This is a genomic window from Sandarakinorhabdus sp. DWP1-3-1 (genome assembly GCF_049896705.1).
Classification (GTDB): domain Bacteria; phylum Pseudomonadota; class Alphaproteobacteria; order Sphingomonadales; family Sphingomonadaceae; genus Sandarakinorhabdus.
Map to the genome: position 1 here is coordinate 1,422,078 of NZ_JAFCUV010000001.1, position 17,607 is coordinate 1,439,684.

Sequence of the window (17,607 nt, forward strand, 5' to 3'; positions counted from 1 at the left end):
ATCCCAGCCATCCACCGTCTGTCCCGCCGGGCCTGCCGCCGGCAACGCGGCGCGCGACGCCGGCCCCACGCTTTCCTAGCGTTGTTTCGACACGCATGAAATGCAGGAACGCGACGATGACGCCTGTGACGACGGGACGACGCTACGATCTCGACTGGCTGCGGATCGGCGCCTTCGGGCTGCTGATCCTCTACCATATCGGCATGGTCTTCGTGCCGTGGGAATTCCATATCAAGACCGCGGCGCCGCAACGCTGGCTGGAGCCGGTGATGATGCTGTCGAACGCCTGGCGGCTGTCGCTTCTGTTCCTGATCTCGGGAGTCGCCTCGCGGGCCATGCTGGCGCGCGACCCGGGCCCCGGCCGTTTCGCGCGCGGCCGTACCGCGCGACTGGCGGTGCCGCTGGTGGCGGGCATGATGCTGTGGGTGCCGCCGCAGGCCTGGGTCGATATCACGGTCAACCATGGCTATCGCGCCGGCTTCGGCTGGTTCTGGACGCACGACTATTTCCGCTTCGACGAAGCCCTGGGCGTCGCGCTGCCGACCTGGAACCATCTGTGGTTCGTCGCCTATCTGTGGGTCTATACGCTGCTGCTGGCGCTGTTGCTCATGCTGCCCGCGGCAATGCGGGCCGCGGCCCAGCGCGGTTTCGACCGGCTGTTCGGCGGCTGGTGGCTGGTGGCGGTGCCCACCGTCTACATCGCCACGGTCCGCATCGGCCTGGCCGATCGCTTTCCCGAAACGCATGGCCTGACCGACGACTGGTGCGCGCACCTGATCTATGGCGCGGCATTCCTGTTCGGGTTCGGCCTTGGCCCCGGCGGCGCGCCATGGGCGGTCATTGCGCGAGTGTGGCGGCCGTGCCTTGTCGCCGGCATCATCGGCGGCGGCATCGTTGCCGGCGTCAACTGGTCGCTGGCGGCCGATACCGTGCTGTCCGGCGGGCCACTGGCGGCGCTGCGCGTCGCGCGGGCGGTCCAGGCCTGGGGGTTCATCATCGGGCTGATAGGTCTTGCCCAGGCGCATTGGCAGCGTGATCACCGCTGGCGCGCGACGTTGGTGGAGGCGGTGTTCCCTGCCTATATCGCGCATCAGACCGTGCTCATCGTCGTGATGTACTGGCTGCGGCCGCTGGGGTGGTCGCCGCTGCCGGAATTTGTCGTGCTGCTGGCGGCGACGATGGCCGGCTGCACGCTGTTCTACCTGGTCGGGCGGCGCTGGCGCTGGCTGCGGCCGCTGGTCGGCTTGGGGCCGCTGCGTCAGCCGCCGATCGCGCCTTCATGGGCCAGCAGCCAGGCTTTGCGCGTCACGCCGCCGGCATAGCCGGTCAGCGCTCCGGAGGCGCCGATGACCCGATGGCAGGGGATGACGATGCCGATGGGGTTGCTGCCATTGGCAAGGCCGACGGCGCGGGCGGCGCCGGGCCGCCCGAGCTGCGCCGCCAGCGCGCCATAGCCGCTGGTCCGACCGGCCGGGATGGCGCGCAGCGCCGCCCAGACGCTTTTCTGGAACGGGGTGCCGCCGGTCGCGACGGGCAAGGCATCGAGAGCGGTCAGGTCACCGGCGAAATAGGCATCGAGCGCCGCCACGATCGCCGGCGGCGCGTCGCCGTCAACCAGCGCATAGCTGCCATAGTGGCGCGCCAGCAGCCGATGCATGCGTTCCTCGAAGTCGCTGAAATCGAGCGCGCGCAGCACGCCGTCGCCATCGCTGACGACCAGGATTTCAAAGGCCGGCGCCCGGTAGCGGCTGAGGGTCAATTGCATCAGCTGTGCTCCTGCGGTGCGTTTGCGGCGGGTGGCGGGGGTTTCGCCATGGACGGCGGCAAAGACTTCGTTGAAGCGGCGGACGCTGCCGAAGCCCGCGGCGGCGGCGATCTCGGTCATCGGCATGTGCCCCTCGTCGATCAGGCGGACCGCGGCCGCCAGCCGCTTGGCCTGGGCGACGGCGACCGGCGAGACGCCGAGATGCTTGGCGAACAGCCTGCGCACTTGGCGCGCGCCGACGCCGAGCTTGTCGCCGAGCAACTCCACGGGCGCCGGGGCGTCGCCGGCGTCGAGGGCGCCGCCGTCGATAAGAATGAGCGCGCGGCGGACGCTGGCAGCGGTGCCATTCCACGCCGGCGAGCCCGGCGCGCTGTCGGGGCGGCAACGCTTGCAGGCGCGAAAGCCGAGCGCCACGGCCGCGGCTGCGCTGGCGACGAAGGTGCAGTTCTGTGCCAGCGGCGGCCGCGCCGGGCAGATCGGGCGGCAGTAGATGCCGGTGGTCTTCACACAGGTGAAGAAGACGCCGTCATAGCCGCGGTCGCGGCGGAGCATCGCGGCGCGGCAGGTGTCGGGGTCGGGGATGGTCATGGCGCTGGTGTAGCGCCGCCTGAAGCGCAAGTCTGGCGGTTTTCGGACACCAATGCTCCCCTCCCGTTCAAGGGAGGGGCTGGGGTGGGTGTGTCTTCGGCCCGAAGGACGGCTTTACGGGACCGAGTCACCCTCCACCGGCCCCTGCCTTTCAGGGAGAGGAGACGGTCAGCTCCGGCAGACCAGTTGCCCGCTGGTAACGCCGCATTCGGTGCGCTGGCCGTCGTGGTTGAAGCGCACAGACGCGGCGCCCTTTTGCGACAGCGCCACCACATCGGCGACGGTGCGAACCGGCTGGCCACCGACGCTTTCGATGAGATAGCCCGGCCGCAGGCCAAGCCGCGCCGCCAGTGACGCCGCCTGCATCTGGACGACGACCACGCCCTGTTCGGGCAGGCCGGCGCCGAGTTCCTGGGCATAGGCCGGCGACAAATTGGCGACAGTAACGCCGTTGAGGATGGTCTGGCCGGCGATCGGGGTGATCTGGCGCGGCGGATTTTCGGGCGGCGCCGCGAGCGTGACGGACACCTGCTGCTGCTGGCCGCCGCGCATCAGCACCACGCTCAACGACCGGCCGACGCCTTCGGTGGCGAGACTGTAGCGCAGCTGGCCGCCATCGGCGACTTCCTTGCCATCGACGCTGCGCAGCACGTCGCCCACCCTGATGCCGGCAGCGGCACCGGGGCTGCCCGGGGCGACGGCGGTGACCAGCAATCCGCCGGGGCGGTCGAGGCCGGCCAGCCGCGCGCTTTCCGCCGTCAGCGGCTCGCCTTCAATGCCGATCCAGCCCGAAACGAGCTTGCCGGTATCGGCGGCGCGCAGGAACACCTGGACGATCTTGGACGGGATGGCGAAGCCGATGCCGTTGGAGCCGCCGTCGCGCGAATAGATGGCGCTGTTGATGCCGATCAGCCGGCCCTGGCCATCGAGCAGCGCGCCGCCGGAATTGCCCGGATTGATAGCGGCATCGGTCTGGATGAAGAACTGCCAGTCGCTGACGCCGATGCCGGTACGGGCGACGGCCGACACGATGCCGGTGGTCACCGTCTGGCCGACACCGAACGGGTTGCCGATGGCGATGGTGACATCGCCGACTTCGGCGCGGTCGCTGTCGCCCATGCGGATCGTCGGCAGCGCCGCACCCTGGGTGTCGACGCGCAGCAGCGCGAGATCGAGCCGGGCGTCGGCGAACACCAGCTTGGCCGGATATTGCCGGCGATCGGCGAGCGCCACGAGGATCTGGTCGGCGCCGGCGACGACATGGTTGTTGGTGATGACGAGGCCGTTCGGCGCCACGATGACGCCCGAGCCGAGCGACTGCTGCACCCGCGGCTGGGCCGGCCCGGCGCCCATCTGGCGTTGCAGGAACTGCTGCATCAGCGACGGCCGGCTGCGGTCCACGGTGGCGGTGTAGATGTTGACGACGGCCGGCGCGGTCGCCTTGACGATCGGCGCGAACGACATGGTTTGCAGCGGGCCGCTGGGTGCGACGCGGGTCAGCGGCGTGGTGTCGACGGGTGGCACCTGTGCCGACACGCTGGCGTGATCGGTGACCTGGTTGACCCCCAGCGCCAGCGCCACGCCGGCAGCGGCGCCGATCAAGATGCCGATCCCCGTCTTTGCCCGAGTCCTTGCCATAGTCGTCGCCATGCACTGCCCTGAATTGATTGTTGCTAGCGAATTGCCCAATTGCCCGGATCGCGTGAAGCCGTGATGAACGGCGATATGGGATGGGTCGGACAAAAATGAAGCTCTGGCATTGCCGCGATGCGCGATCTTTTCGGGTGCTGTGGACGCTCGAGGAGTTGCAGCTCGAATACGAGCTGGTCTCGCTGCCGTTTCCGCCGCGCTGGCGAGAGCCGGCATATCTGGAAACCAACCCGCTCGGCACCATCCCTTATTTTGAGGATGGGCCCGCGAAGATGACCGAAAGCGCCGCGATCTGCGAGTATCTGGCGGTGAAATACGGCGGTGACCTGGCGGTGCGGGCGGAAGAGGACGATTTCGGCGCCTGGCTCAACTGGCTGCACCATGGCGAGGCGACGCTGACCTTTCCGCAGACCTTGGTGTTTCGATATCTGACACTGGAGCGCGAGGAGAATCGCAACCCCAAGGTGGCGGGCGATTACCGCAAATGGTTCGTCGCGCGGACGGTGCTGGCGGAACGCACGCTGGCCGACGGGCGGGACTATCTGTGCGCGGGGCGTTTCACCGTCGCGGACATCTCGGTCGCCTATGCGCTGCAATTTGCCGAGACGCTGGGGCATCTGGGCGAGCTGGGTCCGAACCTGCAAGCCTATTGGGAGCGGCTGCAAGAGCGCGACGGGTTCAAGCGGGCGAAGACGGCACAGGCCTGACCGCTCCCCTCCGCTTACGGGAGGGGCTGGGGGTGGGGAAGTGCCGTAAGCGTGGGTCAGGATTGCGTCCCGGCTCCCCCACCCCCGACCCCTCCCGCAAGCGGGAGGGAAGCAGCGTTGATCACCTCGTCCAGCCGCAACGGTCGGTAGAGGTGCGGGAACAGCACCCCGCCGCGCGCCGGTTCCCAGCGCAGGGCATCACCCAGCGCATCGGCATCGAAAGTCACTGCCATCAGCCCGGGCTCGCCGGCAAACCATTTGGCGGCGGTGGCGGCGACCTCGGCGGGTGGCGACAGGTGGATATAGCCGTCGCGCAGGTCGTCCGCCGATCCGGCAAAGACGCCATCGGCCTGGAACTGCGCCCATTCGGCGGCGCGCAGCAGCTTGGTGACGATCATCGGGCGACGCGCACCGGCACTTGCACGTTGCACAGGTCGGTGGCCCCTGCCGGGCGGACGAAGAACCCGGTGCGATTGGTGCGGGCCTTCAGATAGGCGGCAAAGGCCGGGCTGGCGCTGTCGAGCACCTCGTAGCGCGGATCGCCGGCACCGGCGAAGCGGACACGGGTGATCGGCGTCTGCTCCTCGGGGGTCTTGTAGAAGCCGAGCGGCCCGGTACCGCGCGGCAGGGCGGCATAGCCTTCGATGCCGGCAACGACGCGGCCGACAAGGGTGATGTTGCGGTCGAGGTGGCGCGGGCCATGGCCGATGACGGTGTAGAGTTCGCTGCCGTCACCCGTATCGGGGGGATCGTCGCGGCCGACGCCGACGGCACCATAGCAATGGGCGAGCCAAGCGGTGCCGGCCTTGGGGTCGGTCGCCACCGGCCAGCCGCTCCAGAAGCCCGACGGCGCATAGGTGTCGGCGGAACCGAGTGGCGTGATGGACAGGCCCTTGATCGGACGTTCATATTCCGCCGGCAGCACGGCGGCATGGCCGGTGCCCGGCCCGGTGCCGACCGGCACGCCGCCGGGGGTCGCGGTGCTGCCGGCGGCCACCGCCTTGGCGCCGCTGGCGGTCAGCGTCTTGTTCGCATCGGGTTTCGCCGCCCATTGCACGACGTAATTGTCCTGGACGCGGGTGATGGCACCACCGTCGAAGCGCCCGGTGGTGACCAGCGCGCGGATGGCGGCAATGTGCGCGGGGGCGAAATCGAGGGCGAGTTCGATCGCCAGCGTGCCGCGCGCGGTTTCGAGCAGCATCAGGTTGTCGGGCGCGATCGGCCGCCAGGCGCTTGCCGGGGCGGCGGCAGCGATGTCGGCGGGAGATGGCGGGGCCGGGGTAGCGGCAGCGAGGAGCGCGGCGATGAGGATCATGGCCGATACGATGGCGCGGTGGGTGCACGAGGGCAAGTGCTGCCCTGTCATCCCGGCGCAGACCGGGACCCATGACCCACAGGCTGTTGGCAAGGATGGCGCTCACGTAGCGAAGCTTGTGGGTCCCGGCCTTCGCCGGGATGACCAACAGGGCGCTTAGTCCTTCGGTTCGAACTCCAGCGCCAGCCCGTTGATGCAGTGCCGCAACCCCGTCGGGCGCGGGCCATCGGGGAAGACATGGCCGAGATGCCCCTCGCAGGTGGCGCAATGGACCTCGGTGCGGGTCATGCCATGGCTGGTGTCGGTGGTCGTGGCGACGGCGTCGGGCACGGCGTCGTAGAAGCTCGGCCAGCCGGAGCCGCTCTCGTACTTGGTGTCGGACACATAGAGTAGCGCGCCGCAGCCGGCGCAGCGAAAGTCGCCGGCGCGCTTTTCATCGTTGAGCGGGCTGGTGAACGGCCGTTCAGTGGCGTGTTCGCGCAGCACGGCGTGCTGCGCCTCGGTGAGGTCGCGGGTGGTCGTCATGGCGGTCCTTCCCAGATCGGTCTTGCTTGCTGCCAAAATCGGGGCGGCGGAGCTGTTTGCCAAGGCCTATTCGTGGGGCTGCGGCATCGGAGTCCGGGTCAGCGCATCAATCGCCCCCTGCAGGATATAGCTTGCCGCCAGCCGGTCGACGCGTTCGGCGCGGGTTTTTCGCGACAGGTCCTCGGCGATCATGGCGCGCTCGACGGCTTGGGTGCTCCAGCGTTCGTCCCAGAGCAGCAGCGGCAGATCGAGAATGCCTAGGTTTTTCGCCAGCTGGCGCACCGACTGGGTGCGGGGGCTGTCGCTGCCGTCCATGTTGAGCGGCAGGCCGAGCACCAGGCCGCGGATGCGTTCGGCGGCGACGAAGCGGCGGAGGTGCGCCAGGTCGGCGGTGAACTTTGTGCGGGCGATGGTCGAATGCGGGCTGGCGAACGTCCAGCCGGCGTCGCAGGTGGCGAGGCCGATGGTCTTGGTGCCGGCATCGAGGCCCGCCAGCCGGCCGCCATCGGGCAGCGCCGCGGCAAATCCGGCGAGGGCGAGCAATGCCAGGGGTCAGGCCTTGGCCATCCGCATCCGGCGCGGCTTGGGCACGACGACAGGCTGCACGAAACGATCGAGCCGGCGTTCGGCGTCGGCGCGCAGATTTGCCCAGAACAGCGGGAAATCATAGACATGGTAGTTGTTTCCGGGCAGCACATAGGCGGTAAAGCCCGCCGGCGGCTCACCGATGTCGAGGATGCCGGTGGCGAGGCATTGTGCGCCGATGGTCTTGGCGGCGAGCGTCCCGCCGGTGAAGTCACTGTTCGGCACCAGCGCGCCGAAGTTGCCGCTTGCCGGCACCGGCTTTCGATCACTGATCCCCGACAGCGGATTGGTGCAGGCAATGGCGGTAGCCAGCCGGTTGGCCCCGGTCAGCCCCCTGCTCTTGTCGAAGCTGTCGCGAACCTCCTTGTAGTTTGCGGGCCGTGCAAAGCTCTGCCAGCTGAGGATGCAGCCGGTCTGGTCGGCGATGGTGCATAGCGGCAGGCCGAGCGCCGGCAGGTCGGCGGTGATCGAGATCGGCCAGCCCGGCGCATAGACCGCGACGATGCGAGCCGCGAGCGGCGTGCCCGCGACGCGTTCCTTCAGCAGCCGCAGGATATGCAGCGACCCCTGGCTGTGGCCGGCGAGGATGATCGGGCGGTCGGCGGGCTGGGCGGCGACAAAGGTATCGAAGGCAGCGAGCACATCGCCATAGGCGACCTGCAACGCGCGCTGCGCCTCGGGTTTGTCGGTCAGGAACGCGCCGAAGGTCGCCTGGCGATAGCGCGGCGCCCAGATGCTGGCGATGCCGTTGAAGATACTTGCCTCGCCGCGCAGGAACATCGCCATGCGCTTGCCGACTTCGGGGTCGGTCATCGTCGCATTCCACTTGTTGCGATCGAAGACGCTGGTCGGCAGCACGAAGAACACCGCGGCGCCGGGGCGGGGCGCGGCGGTATAGCCCGCCGGCACCCAGCGCGCCGGGTCAGTCGGCAAGTCGGGGTGCGCCGTCCAGTTCTTCACCAGCGCGTAATCGGGCGTGTCGGCCGGTAGCGGTGGGGTGAATTCGGCGCTCGGCACCAACGCGGCGCGAATCAGCCGGTCACCGAACAGCGCGTAGGACACCGCCGCGGCGATGACGAGCATGGTGAGGATCGCGACGATCCAGAGGAAGCGGCGGGCGAGCATGGCGGGGCTTTAGCAGGCTTGGGGCAATCCTGTTAACCCTTGGCAGCGCCGCAGGGTCAGCTGTACCCCAACTGCCGCCCCGCCAGGTCGAGCATGATTTCCTCGCTGCCGCCGCCGATGGCGTTGACGCGGACCTCGCGGTAGATGCGCTCCACCTTCGACCCGGTGATGTAGCTGGCACCGCCGAGCACCTGCGCCGCCTCGCGCGCGACATGCTCGAGCATCCGCGTCGCCTGGACCTTGAGCATCGCATAGTCCGCCGGCTGGCCGGTGCCGGTCTTCGATTGCCAGGCGCAGAGATCGACCCAGGCTTGTGTCGCGGCGATATGCCGGGCGCAGTCTGCGAGCTTGATGCGGATCGACTGGTGCTGGGCCAGCCGCTTGCCGAAGGTTTCGCGCGTCGTCGCCCATTCGACCGCTTCGGCCAGCGCCACCCGCGCCATCGCGCAGCAGCCGTGCGCCATGCCCAGCCGTTCGCCGTTGAAGTTGCGCATGATGCCGGCAAAGCCGCCGTTTTCGGGGCCGATCAGGTTTTCAGGCGGGATTTCGACATCGTCGAAATGGATGGCGGCGGTGTCCGAACAGCGCCAGCCCATCTTGTCGAGCCGGGTGCGGCCGATGCCGGGCCGGTCCATTTCGACCAGCATCAGCGAGATGCCGGCCATGCCGGGCCCGCCGGTGCGCACCGCGACGGTCAGGTAATCGGCGCGCATGCCGCTGGTAATGAACATCTTGCTGCCGTTGAGGATGTATTTGTTGCCGGTCAGCGTCGCCTTGGTCTTCAGTTGCGCGACGTCGCTGCCGCCCGACGGCTCGGTGATGGCGAGGCCGATGATCTTGTCGCCGGACAGAACTTCGGGGGCGATGCGGCGCTTCATCTCCTCGCTGCCCAGCGCCAGGATGGGCGGCAGGCCGATGCCGTGCGTCATCAGGCTGGCGCCGAGGCCACCGGCACCGGCGGCGGCCATTTCCTCGCTTTGCGTCAGCGAATGGAAGATGTCGAAGCCTTCGGAATGCCCGCCATATTCCTCCGGATAGTTGAGGCCCAGGATGCCGGCTTCGGCGGCTTTCTTGTGGAGCGATCGCGGCAGTTCGCCCTCGGCCTCCCAGCGATCGATGTTGGGCAGCACCTCCTGCGCCATGAAGCGGCGGACGGATTGCGCCACCGCCTCGTGGCTGTCGTCATAATAGGGGGAGCGGGCGCGCCACTGGTCGAATTGGGTGGTCATGCCGGAATGATAGCGAGGCGGGTGCGGCTCCGCTTCCCTCCCTTGAAAGGGAGGGGAGAAGAAGTAGGGTGCCGCATCTTGCCGAAGGATCCTTCATGAAGTCGCTGTTCGTCGCCCTGCTGCTCGCCACCACCCCTGCCCTTGCTGCCACTCCGTTCGAACCCGGCGACCTCTACAAGCTGTCGATGGTCACCGATCCCAAAGTGGCGCCCGATGGCAATCGCGTGCTGTTCAACCGCGCAACGTTCGACATCGACACCGACACCCGCCTGGGCGAGATCTGGCTGGCAACCATAAGCGGCAAGACCGTCGACAAGCGGCTGCTGATCCCCGCCGGCGTCAAGGCCGGGGCGCCGGAATGGTCGCCCGATGGCCGCCGCATCGCCTATGTCGCGCCCGTGCTCGGCAAGCCGCAACTGTGGGTGATGGATGTGGCGCAGGGCATCGGCAAGCCGGTGACCAGCGGCAAGATCGCGCCGCGCGGCTTCGTCTGGTCGCCCGACGGCACCCGCATCGGCTTTGTCGCCCGCGTCGAGGCACCGCCGGTCAAGATCGGCAGCATGCCCGAAAAGCCCGAGGGCGCGACCTGGGCGGCAGCGCCCAAGATTATCGACAGCTTCCGCTATCGCTTCGACGGCGCCGGCTATGGCACCGCGGGCGCCGACCAGCTGTTCGTCCTCGATTTCGCCGGCGGCGGGGTGACGCAATTGACCAAGGGCGACGCCGACCAGATCGGCAGCGGTTTCGACTGGACGCCCGACGGCACGGCCATCGTCTATTCCAACCGGGTGCGCCCGGGCAACGAGCGGCTGCCGGTCGAAAGCGACCTGTATCGCATCGCCGCAACCGGCGGCACGCCCGAGCGGCTGAGCAGCATCGACGGCGTCGAGGACGATCCGCAGGTGTCGCCCGATGGCAAGTCGATCGCCTTCACCGGCATGCTGACCGGCACGCAATTCTATCGCCAGTCGGAGCTGTGGGTGATGCCGGCTATGGGTGGCCCGGCGCGGATGCTGACCACCGGGCTAGACCGGCCGATCATCGAGGCGAAATGGGCGAAGGACGGCAAGGGCGTCCATGTCTTCTACAACGACGCCGGGCTGACGCGGGTGGCGCTGGTGCCGCTGTCGGGCGGCAAGCCGCGCAAGGTCGTCGATGCCATCGGCGGCACCCGGCTGTACCTGCCGTCGGCGGGCGGCAACTGGTCGGAAGGCGGCGGCACCTTTGCCTATACGACCGTCGAGGCCGACCGGCCGGCGGCGCTTGGCATCCAGCGTGGCGGCCGCGAGATTGCGAAGATCGATTTCAACAGCGAGTGGCGCGCCGGCAAGACGATCGGCAAGCTGGAGCGGGTCACCTGGACATCATCCAAGGACGCGCTGCCGATCGAGGGCTGGGTGCAGTATCCGCCGAATTTCGCGCCCGAGAAGAAATATCCGCTGGCGCTGGAGATCCATGGCGGGCCCAACACCGACTATGGCCCGTATTTCTCGATCACCCACCAGGTCTATGCCGCCGCCGGCTATATCGTGCTGTTTTCGAACCCGCGCGGGTCGATCGGCTATGGCGAGAAGTTCGGCAATGCCATCGACAAGGCCTATCCCGGCGACGACCATGCCGACCTGATGTCGGGCGTCGATGAATTGGTGAAGCGACCCTATGTCGATGCGCGCAACCTGTTCATCGGCGGCGGTTCGGGCGGCGGCGTGCTGACCACCTATGCCATCGCCCAGACCGACCGTTTCCGCGCCGCCGCCGCGCTGCGCCCGGTGACCGACTGGACGGTCCAGGGGCTGACGTCGGACATCGTGGCCGTGACGCTGCAGAACTGGGTGCCGGGCACCCCTTGGGACAATCACGATGATTATTGGCGGCGATCGACGCTGAGCATGGTCGGCAAGGTCAAGACCCCGACCATCCTCATCGATGGCGAAGCCGACTGGCGCACGCCCATCGGCCAGAGCGAGGCCTATTACCAAGCGCTGAAATGGCGCGGCATCGATACCCGAATGGTGCGACTGCCGGAGGCCGGCCACGGCATGGGGCGGCCGAGCCAGTGGCTGCAGACCAACCTCGTCGTGGTGGACTGGTACAACAGATATTTGGTGAAGTGACCGGACGGCGGGGGAAGTCCCCGCCGCCACGCCGGCCCAGCTTGCGCGAGTCCGCGCGCTACACCCGAATGCTCCGCAATCGCTACGCTGCGCTCTTCAGCCTCGCCGCATAGCCCTTGCGGAACTTCGCCAGCTTGGGTGCCACCACCGCGGCGCAATAGCCGTTCGCCGTCCCGTTCCGCTCGAAATAGCGCTGGTGATAATCCTCGGCCGGATACCAGGTCGTGTCGGGCTCGATGCTGGTGACGATCGGATTGTCCCAGACGTCCTGGTTGCGGGCGATCGCCGCCTCGGCCTCGGCGCGCTGTTCCGCGTCGTGCGGAAAGATCGCCGATCGATACTGGGTGCCGGTGTCGGCGCCCTGGCGGTTCAGCGTCGTCGGGTCGTGGGTGTGGAAAAAGATGTCGAGCAGCTCGGCATAGGACACCACGTTCGGATCGAAGCTTATGCGCACCGCCTCGGCATGGCCGGTGCGGCCCGAGCAGACGGCCTCATAGCTCGGATCGGGGACGCTGCCGCCGATATAGCCCGACACCACGGTGTCGACGCCTTTCAATTCGTTGAACACCGCTTCCGTGCACCAGAAGCATCCACCCGCCAGCGTTGCGATCGCCATGTTCATCCTGCCTTTTACCTTTGGATGGGGACAATCTAGGGTCTTGCGCGCACCGTTGTAAGGGCAAGTCGATGCGGCAAAAGGCACGGCCTGCCGCAACAATCGCCTCCACAATGGTGGCGGCTGCGAAAAAATGTTATCCACAGGACCGACTCGGGGGAAGAGTCGGCGATGCGGGGGCATGGCGGCGCAGCATGGCGCAGCGATGATCCCGGTGGCCGGTGGCACCATCGGGCGATAAAAAGACGGGCCGCACGATGAATCCCTATGAAGTGACATTGCCCAATGTCCTGGCACGCGTCGGCGCTTGGTGCCGCGGGCTGGTGCGCCGCTATCGCAAGCCGCTGCTTGTCATCGGCGCCACCGGGGCAACGGTCGCGATCAGCGTCGGTGCCGCCCAGGCGCCGGCCATGCCGCACGACAACGCCGCGCCGACGGCCGCGGTCGCCGCCGGGAGTCGCTGAACCCCGCCACGCGCGCAAATCTATAAAATCGCCTGCGTCGCGACTTTCACCCAGGACAATCGCCTGCTACCGACAGCGAATCGAACGGCGTCGGCGCCGTCACCGCGGGGAGCCCAATGGCAAGCAGCGACGCAGCACCGGCGCCGTCACCGGCGCCGTCACCGGCAGCGCCGGTTGACCCGAACTTCCCGCCTGTGGGCGGCGCTTACGCCAAATATGTGCTCGGCCTGCTGGTGCTCGTCTATGCGATGAACTTCATCGACCGGCAGATTCTCGCGATCCTGGCGGAGGACATCAAGCGCGACCTGGGCCTGTCGGATGCCGACCTCGGTTTCCTGTATGGCACCGCCTTTGCCGTTTTCTACGCGCTGTTCGGCATTCCGCTCGGGCGGCTGGCCGACAATTGGGTGCGGACCCGGCTGCTCAGCATCGGGCTGTTCGTCTGGTCGTCGATGACGGCACTGTCAGGCCTGTCGACGAACTTCCTGCAGCTGAGCTTTGCCCGCGTCGGCGTCGGCATCGGCGAGGCCTCGGCGGCGCCATCGGCGTTCTCGATGCTGTCGGACTGGTTTCCACGCGAAAAGCGCGCCACCGCGCTCGCCATCTATTCGGCCGGGCTTTACCTCGGCGGCGGCGTTTCGCTGCTGATCGGCGCCGTCGTCGTCCGCGCCTGGAACACCGCCTACCCTGCCGGTGGCCCGATGGGCCTCGTTGGCTGGCAGGCGGCGTTTCTCGCGGTCGGCTTTCCCGGGCTGCTGCTGTCGATGTGGGTTGCCACGCTGAAGGAGCCGATCCGCGGCCGCGCCGAAGCGCTGCCGGAACCGGCGAAGGTGCCGAATGTCGGACGCAAGCTGTGGGAGGATATTTCGAGCGTTATCCCACCGCTGACGCTGTTCCACCTGGCACCGTTCGGTGCGCGCGTGCTGGCCACCAACATCGCCGTCGCGGCGGCCTTTGCGTTGCTGGCGGCGCTGCTGATACGGGTCACCGGTGACATACCCCAATGGGTGGCGATCTGCCTCGGCGGCTATGCGGTGACCAGCTGGGCGCAATCGCTGAAGGAACGCGACCGGCCGACCTATGCGCTGATCTGGGGCACGCCAACCTTCCTGCTGGCGCTGGTCGGCTTCGGGTCGATCTCGTTCGTCGGCTATTCGATCGGTTTCTGGGCGGCGCCTTATGCCATCCGCACCTTTGTCGTGCCGATGGCGGCGAGCGGCGCCGCCCTGCCCTGGTATGCGAGCAAGGAAATCGTCGCGCTGACGCTGGGTGGCTGGGGTGCCGCCGGCGGCTTCATCGGCGTCGTCACCGGCGGCTTTGTGTCCGACTGGGTGAAAAAGCGCAATCCGGGCGGCCGCATCCTCGTCGCCGGGCTGGCGGTTCTGGTGCCGGCGCCCTTCATCTGGCTGATGTACACCACCGACGGCCTGGGGCTGTTCCTGCTTTACAACATCCCGCTCGCCTTCGGCAGCATGTACGTCGGCATCGCCGCGGCGACGACGCAGGACCTGGTGCTGCCCCGCATGCGCGGCGCCGCCACCGCGACCTATTTCATCGGCACGACATTGCTCGGCCTGGGGCTGGGGCCGTATTTCACTGGCGCCGTTTCCAAGGTCACCGGCAGCCTGGCAACCGGCGTGCTGGCACTGCTGCTGATGGCGCCGCTCACGCTGGTCTGCCTGTACCTTGTCTATCGCAAGCTGCCCGCCGCCGAAGCGACCCGCATCGAACGGGCGCGCGCTGCCGGCGAACCGATCTGACCCTTTCGAAAGGCCGACCCATGAAAATCCAGGACCTGTTCTCTGTCGCCGGCAAGACCGTTGTCATCACCGGCGGCAGCCGCGGCATCGGCGAGATGATCGCCCGCGCCTATGTCGAAAACGGCGCCACCGTCATCCTGACCAGCCGCAAGGCAAGCGATGTCGAGGGGCTGGCCGCCGAACTGGGCAGCGCCGCGCACGCCATCCCCGCCGACCTGTCGCAGATGGCGGAAATCGAGCGCTTTGCCGCCGAGGTCGCGAAGCTGACGCCCAAGGTCGACGTGCTGTTCAACAACGCCGGCGCGTCCTGGGGCGCGGAGTTCGACAGCTTCCCGGAAGTCGGCTGGGACAAGGTCATGGACATCAACGTCAAGTCGGTGTTCTTCCTGACGCAGCGGCTGATCAAGCTGCTCGAGGCCGCCGCCACGCCTGACAGCTACGCCCGCGTCATCAACATCGGCTCGATCGACGGCCAGCATGTCTCGGGCATCGAAACCTACAGCTATGCGGCATCGAAGGCGGCAGTCCTGCATCTGACGCGGATGATGGCAAAGAATCTTGCCGGCCGGCACATCGCCGTCAACGCCATCGCGCCGGGCTATTTCCCGTCGAAGATGACGGCAGGGATCGCCGAGGAATTTGCCGCGGAGTCGCTGGCGGCGACGCCGATGCAGCGCCGGGGCACGCCGGACGACATGGCCGGCGTCGCGCTGTTCCTGGGATCGGCGGCGTCGGCGTTCCTGTGCGGGTCGGTGGTGACCGTCGACGGCGGCTACGCAACGACCGTCTAGGCCGTCGATTGCCCCATTTTCGGGCAGGTGATGGTGGTTTCGGCACAGTTTCGACATGAAAATGCCGGGCGGGCTTGCGATTCCGGCGGTTTTCCCGTCATTTCCAGTCCAGACCGGTTCTGGCATGATAATTGCTTGGCCAACGGCAAATCCATGGGGTGCGCGGTGAAAAAGATCGAGGCAGTTATCAAGCCATTCAAGCTTGATGAAGTGAAGGAAGCGCTCCACGAAGTCGGCGTGTCGGGCATCACGGTGACCGAAGCCAAGGGCTTTGGCCGCCAGAAGGGGCATACCGAACTGTACCGCGGCGCCGAATATGTCGTCGATTTCCTGCCCAAGGTGCGGCTGGAAGTCGTCGTCGACGACGACCAGGTCGAACGCGTCGTGGAAGCGATCGCCAATGCCGCGCGCACCGGTCGCATCGGGGACGGCAAGATCTTCGTGTCCGCCATCGAAAGCGCCGTGCGCATCCGCACCGGGGAGCGCGATTCGGACGCGATCTGAGTTTTTCCAGTACCAGCCAACACGCAACAAAGGGTCAGAAACACATGGCAACGAACGCCGCCGGCATCCTCGACATGATCAAGGAGAAGGAGATCGAATGGGTCGATCTCCGTTTCACCGACCCCAAGGGCAAGTGGCAGCACCTGACCATGGTGGCCGGGGTCATCGACGAGGACATGCTGACCGACGGCTTCATGTTCGACGGTTCGTCGATCGACGGCTGGAAGGCGATCAACGAGAGCGACATGATCCTGATGCCGGATCTCGACGCGACTTATATCGATCCGTTCTCGGCGACGCCGATGCTGATCCTGATCTGCGACATCGTCGAGCCGTCGACCGGCCAGCTGTACAGTCGCGATCCACGCTCCACCGCCAAGCGCGGCGAGGCGTATCTCAAGGCCAGCGGCATCGGCGACACCATCTACATCGGGCCCGAGGCCGAATTCTTCGTATTCGACGATGTCCGCTACGGCACCGGCTATAACGAAGGCTTTTTCCACCTCGACGACATCGAGCTGCCGACCAACACCGGCCGTGAGTACGACGTCGGCAACATGGGCCACCGCCCGCGCGTCAAGGGCGGCTATTTCCCCGTCGCCCCAGTCGATTCGGCGGTCGACCTGCGTGGTGAAATGGTCTCGACGATGCTCGAAATGGGCCTGCCGTGCGACAAGCACCATCACGAGGTCGCCGCTGCCCAGCACGAGCTGGGCCTGACCTTCGGCACGTTGACGACGACTGCCGACCGCATGCAGGTCTACAAGTACGTCGTCCACCAGGTCGCCCATGCCTATGGCAAGACCGCGACATTCATGCCCAAGCCGATCAAGGACGACAACGGCAGCGGCATGCACACCCATCTGTCGATCTGGAACGGCAAGACGCCGCTGTTCGCCGGCGACGGCTATGCCGGCCTCAGTGAAATGGCGCTGTTCTTCATCGGCGGCATCATCAAGCACGCCAAGGCCTGCAACGCCTTCACCAACCCGTCGACCAACAGCTACAAGCGCCTGGTCCCGGGGTTCGAGGCACCGGTGCTGCTCGCCTATTCGTCGCGCAACCGCTCGGCATCGTGCCGCATCCCCTATGGCAGCGGCGGCAAGGCCAAGCGCGTCGAAGTCCGCTTCCCCGATGCGATGGCCAACCCCTATCTCTGCTATACGGCGCTGCTGATGGCTGGCCTCGACGGCATCGAGAACCGCATCCACCCGGGCGCGCCGATGGACAAGAACCTCTATGACCTGCCGCCCAAGGAACTGAAGAAGGTGCCGACCGTCTGCGCGTCGCTCCGCGAAGCGCTGAATGCACTCGACCGCAGCCGCGCGGTGTTCACCAAGGGCGGTGTGTTCACCGACGACCAGATCGATTCCTATATCGAACTGAAGATGCATGACGTGATGCGCTGGGAGATGACCCCGGCGCCGTGCGAGTTCGATATGTATTACAGTTCGTAGCGGCTGCCGCCTAAGCGCCGGTTCGTTCTTCACGAACCGGCGCTTAGGCGCAGACTCGCGAAGAGCTCGGCCGGCGGGGCGGGCGGCTTTGCCGTCCGAACCCGTCCGACGTCAGCCCCGGCTTTGCCGGGGCTTTTCTATGTCGGGAATAGCCGAAAGCATATCATTGCCGCAGCGCACCATATTCTGCAAACGCTGCCCCGCCTGCGACCCGCTACCCCATTTCCTCCTGCAAAACAAGAAAAAAGGGCCGGCGCTTTCGCACCAGCCCTAAAGTCTATCCTTGGGGAGGATCGCCATATTGGCCCCGCCTTTGTGCACTGCAACAAAGCCGATTGCAACGGAAAAGACGACACCCGGGCGAATTATTTTCGGATGCCCTGCTCCGGTGGCGTTCCTACCCTGTTCCGCC

At 67.0% G+C, this 17,607-nt stretch carries 17 protein-coding genes; 8 read left to right on the plus strand and 9 right to left on the minus strand.

Annotated features, from left to right (window positions below; genetic code table 11):
- The first annotated feature begins 116 nt into the window (after nt 1-116).
- Complete coding sequence (locus ACP7AI_RS06970) at nt 117-1,322, plus strand: acyltransferase family protein (RefSeq protein ID WP_426165505.1); 1,206 nt, start codon at nt 117-119, stop codon at nt 1,320-1,322.
- Here the strand turns inward: ACP7AI_RS06970 and ogt are convergent.
- Entirely contained in the window at nt 1,259-2,353 is a 1,095-nt protein-coding gene (gene ogt, locus ACP7AI_RS06975) for a methylated-DNA--[protein]-cysteine S-methyltransferase (protein WP_426165507.1), read from the minus strand. The genes ACP7AI_RS06970 and ogt overlap by 64 nt on opposite strands.
- A gap of 168 nt (nt 2,354-2,521) precedes the next feature.
- On the minus strand, nt 2,522-3,955 hold the full coding sequence (locus tag ACP7AI_RS06980; RefSeq protein WP_426165509.1) for a Do family serine endopeptidase: 1,434 nt from the start codon (nt 3,953-3,955) through the stop codon (nt 2,522-2,524).
- A gap of 143 nt (nt 3,956-4,098) precedes the next feature.
- On the opposite strand from ACP7AI_RS06980, the gene ACP7AI_RS06985 reads away from it, so the two are divergent.
- On the plus strand, nt 4,099-4,710 hold the full coding sequence (locus tag ACP7AI_RS06985) for a glutathione S-transferase family protein (RefSeq protein ID WP_426165511.1): 612 nt from the start codon (nt 4,099-4,101) through the stop codon (nt 4,708-4,710).
- Between the two features lie 56 nt (nt 4,711-4,766).
- On the opposite strand, the gene ACP7AI_RS06990 is transcribed toward ACP7AI_RS06985, so the two are convergent.
- The 6 genes from ACP7AI_RS06990 to ACP7AI_RS07015 form a co-directional block, all read right to left on the minus strand.
- The gene (locus ACP7AI_RS06990; RefSeq protein ID WP_426165513.1) at nt 4,767-5,108 is read right to left on the minus strand and encodes a DUF952 domain-containing protein; all 342 of its coding nucleotides are present in this window, start codon (nt 5,106-5,108) and stop codon (nt 4,767-4,769) included.
- On the minus strand, nt 5,105-6,025 hold the full coding sequence (locus tag ACP7AI_RS06995; RefSeq protein WP_426165515.1) for a peptidylprolyl isomerase: 921 nt from the start codon (nt 6,023-6,025) through the stop codon (nt 5,105-5,107). Before ACP7AI_RS06995 ends, ACP7AI_RS06990 begins: the two co-directional genes overlap by 4 nt.
- 156 nt (nt 6,026-6,181) lie before the next feature.
- Complete coding sequence (gene msrB / locus ACP7AI_RS07000; RefSeq protein WP_426165517.1) at nt 6,182-6,550, minus strand: peptide-methionine (R)-S-oxide reductase MsrB; 369 nt, start codon at nt 6,548-6,550, stop codon at nt 6,182-6,184.
- Between the two features lie 66 nt (nt 6,551-6,616).
- Nucleotides 6,617-7,099 carry a Holliday junction resolvase RuvX gene (gene ruvX / locus ACP7AI_RS07005; RefSeq protein WP_426166572.1) on the minus strand — a complete coding sequence of 161 codons (483 nt, stop codon included), beginning with the start codon at nt 7,097-7,099 and terminating at the stop codon, nt 6,617-6,619.
- A gap of 3 nt (nt 7,100-7,102) precedes the next feature.
- Complete coding sequence (locus ACP7AI_RS07010; RefSeq protein ID WP_426165519.1) at nt 7,103-8,260, minus strand: DUF3089 domain-containing protein; 1,158 nt, start codon at nt 8,258-8,260, stop codon at nt 7,103-7,105.
- 56 nt (nt 8,261-8,316) lie between these two features.
- On the minus strand, nt 8,317-9,489 hold the full coding sequence (locus ACP7AI_RS07015) for an acyl-CoA dehydrogenase family protein (RefSeq protein ID WP_426165521.1): 1,173 nt from the start codon (nt 9,487-9,489) through the stop codon (nt 8,317-8,319).
- 95 nt (nt 9,490-9,584) lie between these two features.
- Here ACP7AI_RS07015 and ACP7AI_RS07020 point away from each other — a divergent pair, with 95 nt between their 5' ends.
- A complete protein-coding gene (locus tag ACP7AI_RS07020; protein WP_426165523.1) occupies nt 9,585-11,603 on the plus strand; it encodes a prolyl oligopeptidase family serine peptidase in 2,019 nt (672 codons plus the stop codon).
- Nucleotides 11,604-11,685: 82 nt separating this feature from the next.
- On the opposite strand, the gene msrA is transcribed toward ACP7AI_RS07020, so the two are convergent.
- A complete protein-coding gene (gene msrA / locus ACP7AI_RS07025; RefSeq protein ID WP_426165525.1) occupies nt 11,686-12,225 on the minus strand; it encodes a peptide-methionine (S)-S-oxide reductase MsrA in 540 nt (179 codons plus the stop codon).
- 251 nt (nt 12,226-12,476) lie between these two features.
- Here msrA and ACP7AI_RS07030 point away from each other — a divergent pair, with 251 nt between their 5' ends.
- The 5 genes from ACP7AI_RS07030 to glnA all read left to right on the plus strand — a co-directional run bounded on the left by ACP7AI_RS07030 (nt 12,477) and on the right by glnA (nt 17,195).
- Nucleotides 12,477-12,683: a hypothetical protein gene (locus ACP7AI_RS07030; RefSeq protein WP_426165527.1), complete on the plus strand. Its 207-nt coding sequence runs from the start codon at nt 12,477-12,479 to the stop codon at nt 12,681-12,683.
- A 116-nt stretch (nt 12,684-12,799) separates the two neighbouring features.
- Nucleotides 12,800-14,443 carry a spinster family MFS transporter gene (locus tag ACP7AI_RS07035; protein ID WP_426165529.1) on the plus strand — a complete coding sequence of 548 codons (1,644 nt, stop codon included), beginning with the start codon at nt 12,800-12,802 and terminating at the stop codon, nt 14,441-14,443.
- Between the two features lie 20 nt (nt 14,444-14,463).
- Nucleotides 14,464-15,234 (plus strand): SDR family oxidoreductase, encoded by a 771-nt coding sequence (locus ACP7AI_RS07040; RefSeq protein WP_426165531.1) that lies wholly within the window; start codon nt 14,464-14,466, stop codon nt 15,232-15,234.
- Nucleotides 15,235-15,399: 165 nt separating this feature from the next.
- Nucleotides 15,400-15,738: a P-II family nitrogen regulator gene (locus ACP7AI_RS07045; RefSeq protein WP_426165533.1), complete on the plus strand. Its 339-nt coding sequence runs from the start codon at nt 15,400-15,402 to the stop codon at nt 15,736-15,738.
- Between the two features lie 44 nt (nt 15,739-15,782).
- Nucleotides 15,783-17,195 (plus strand): type I glutamate--ammonia ligase, encoded by a 1,413-nt coding sequence (glnA, locus tag ACP7AI_RS07050; protein ID WP_426165535.1) that lies wholly within the window; start codon nt 15,783-15,785, stop codon nt 17,193-17,195.
- The last annotated feature ends 412 nt before the right edge of the window (nt 17,196-17,607 follow it).

Excerpts from the sequence above, each read along its gene's own strand:
- ACP7AI_RS06970 (WP_426165505.1), top strand. The coding sequence starts at position 117 with ATGACGCCTGTGACGACGGGACGACGCTACGATCTCGACTGGCTGCGG.
- ogt (WP_426165507.1), bottom strand. The coding sequence starts at position 2,353 with ATGACCATCCCCGACCCCGACACCTGCCGCGCCGCGATGCTCCGCCGC.
- ACP7AI_RS06985 (WP_426165511.1), top strand. The coding sequence starts at position 4,099 with ATGAAGCTCTGGCATTGCCGCGATGCGCGATCTTTTCGGGTGCTGTGG.
- ACP7AI_RS06990 (WP_426165513.1), bottom strand. The coding sequence starts at position 5,108 with ATGATCGTCACCAAGCTGCTGCGCGCCGCCGAATGGGCGCAGTTCCAG.
- ACP7AI_RS06995 (WP_426165515.1), bottom strand. The coding sequence starts at position 6,025 with ATGATCCTCATCGCCGCGCTCCTCGCTGCCGCTACCCCGGCCCCGCCA.
- msrB (WP_426165517.1), bottom strand. The coding sequence starts at position 6,550 with ATGACGACCACCCGCGACCTCACCGAGGCGCAGCACGCCGTGCTGCGC.
- ACP7AI_RS07010 (WP_426165519.1), bottom strand. The coding sequence starts at position 8,260 with ATGCTCGCCCGCCGCTTCCTCTGGATCGTCGCGATCCTCACCATGCTC.
- ACP7AI_RS07015 (WP_426165521.1), bottom strand. The coding sequence starts at position 9,489 with ATGACCACCCAATTCGACCAGTGGCGCGCCCGCTCCCCCTATTATGAC.
- ACP7AI_RS07020 (WP_426165523.1), top strand. The coding sequence starts at position 9,585 with ATGAAGTCGCTGTTCGTCGCCCTGCTGCTCGCCACCACCCCTGCCCTT.
- msrA (WP_426165525.1), bottom strand. The coding sequence starts at position 12,225 with ATGAACATGGCGATCGCAACGCTGGCGGGTGGATGCTTCTGGTGCACG.
- ACP7AI_RS07030 (WP_426165527.1), top strand. The coding sequence starts at position 12,477 with ATGAATCCCTATGAAGTGACATTGCCCAATGTCCTGGCACGCGTCGGC.
- ACP7AI_RS07035 (WP_426165529.1), top strand. The coding sequence starts at position 12,800 with ATGGCAAGCAGCGACGCAGCACCGGCGCCGTCACCGGCGCCGTCACCG.
- ACP7AI_RS07040 (WP_426165531.1), top strand. The coding sequence starts at position 14,464 with ATGAAAATCCAGGACCTGTTCTCTGTCGCCGGCAAGACCGTTGTCATC.
- glnA (WP_426165535.1), top strand. The coding sequence starts at position 15,783 with ATGGCAACGAACGCCGCCGGCATCCTCGACATGATCAAGGAGAAGGAG.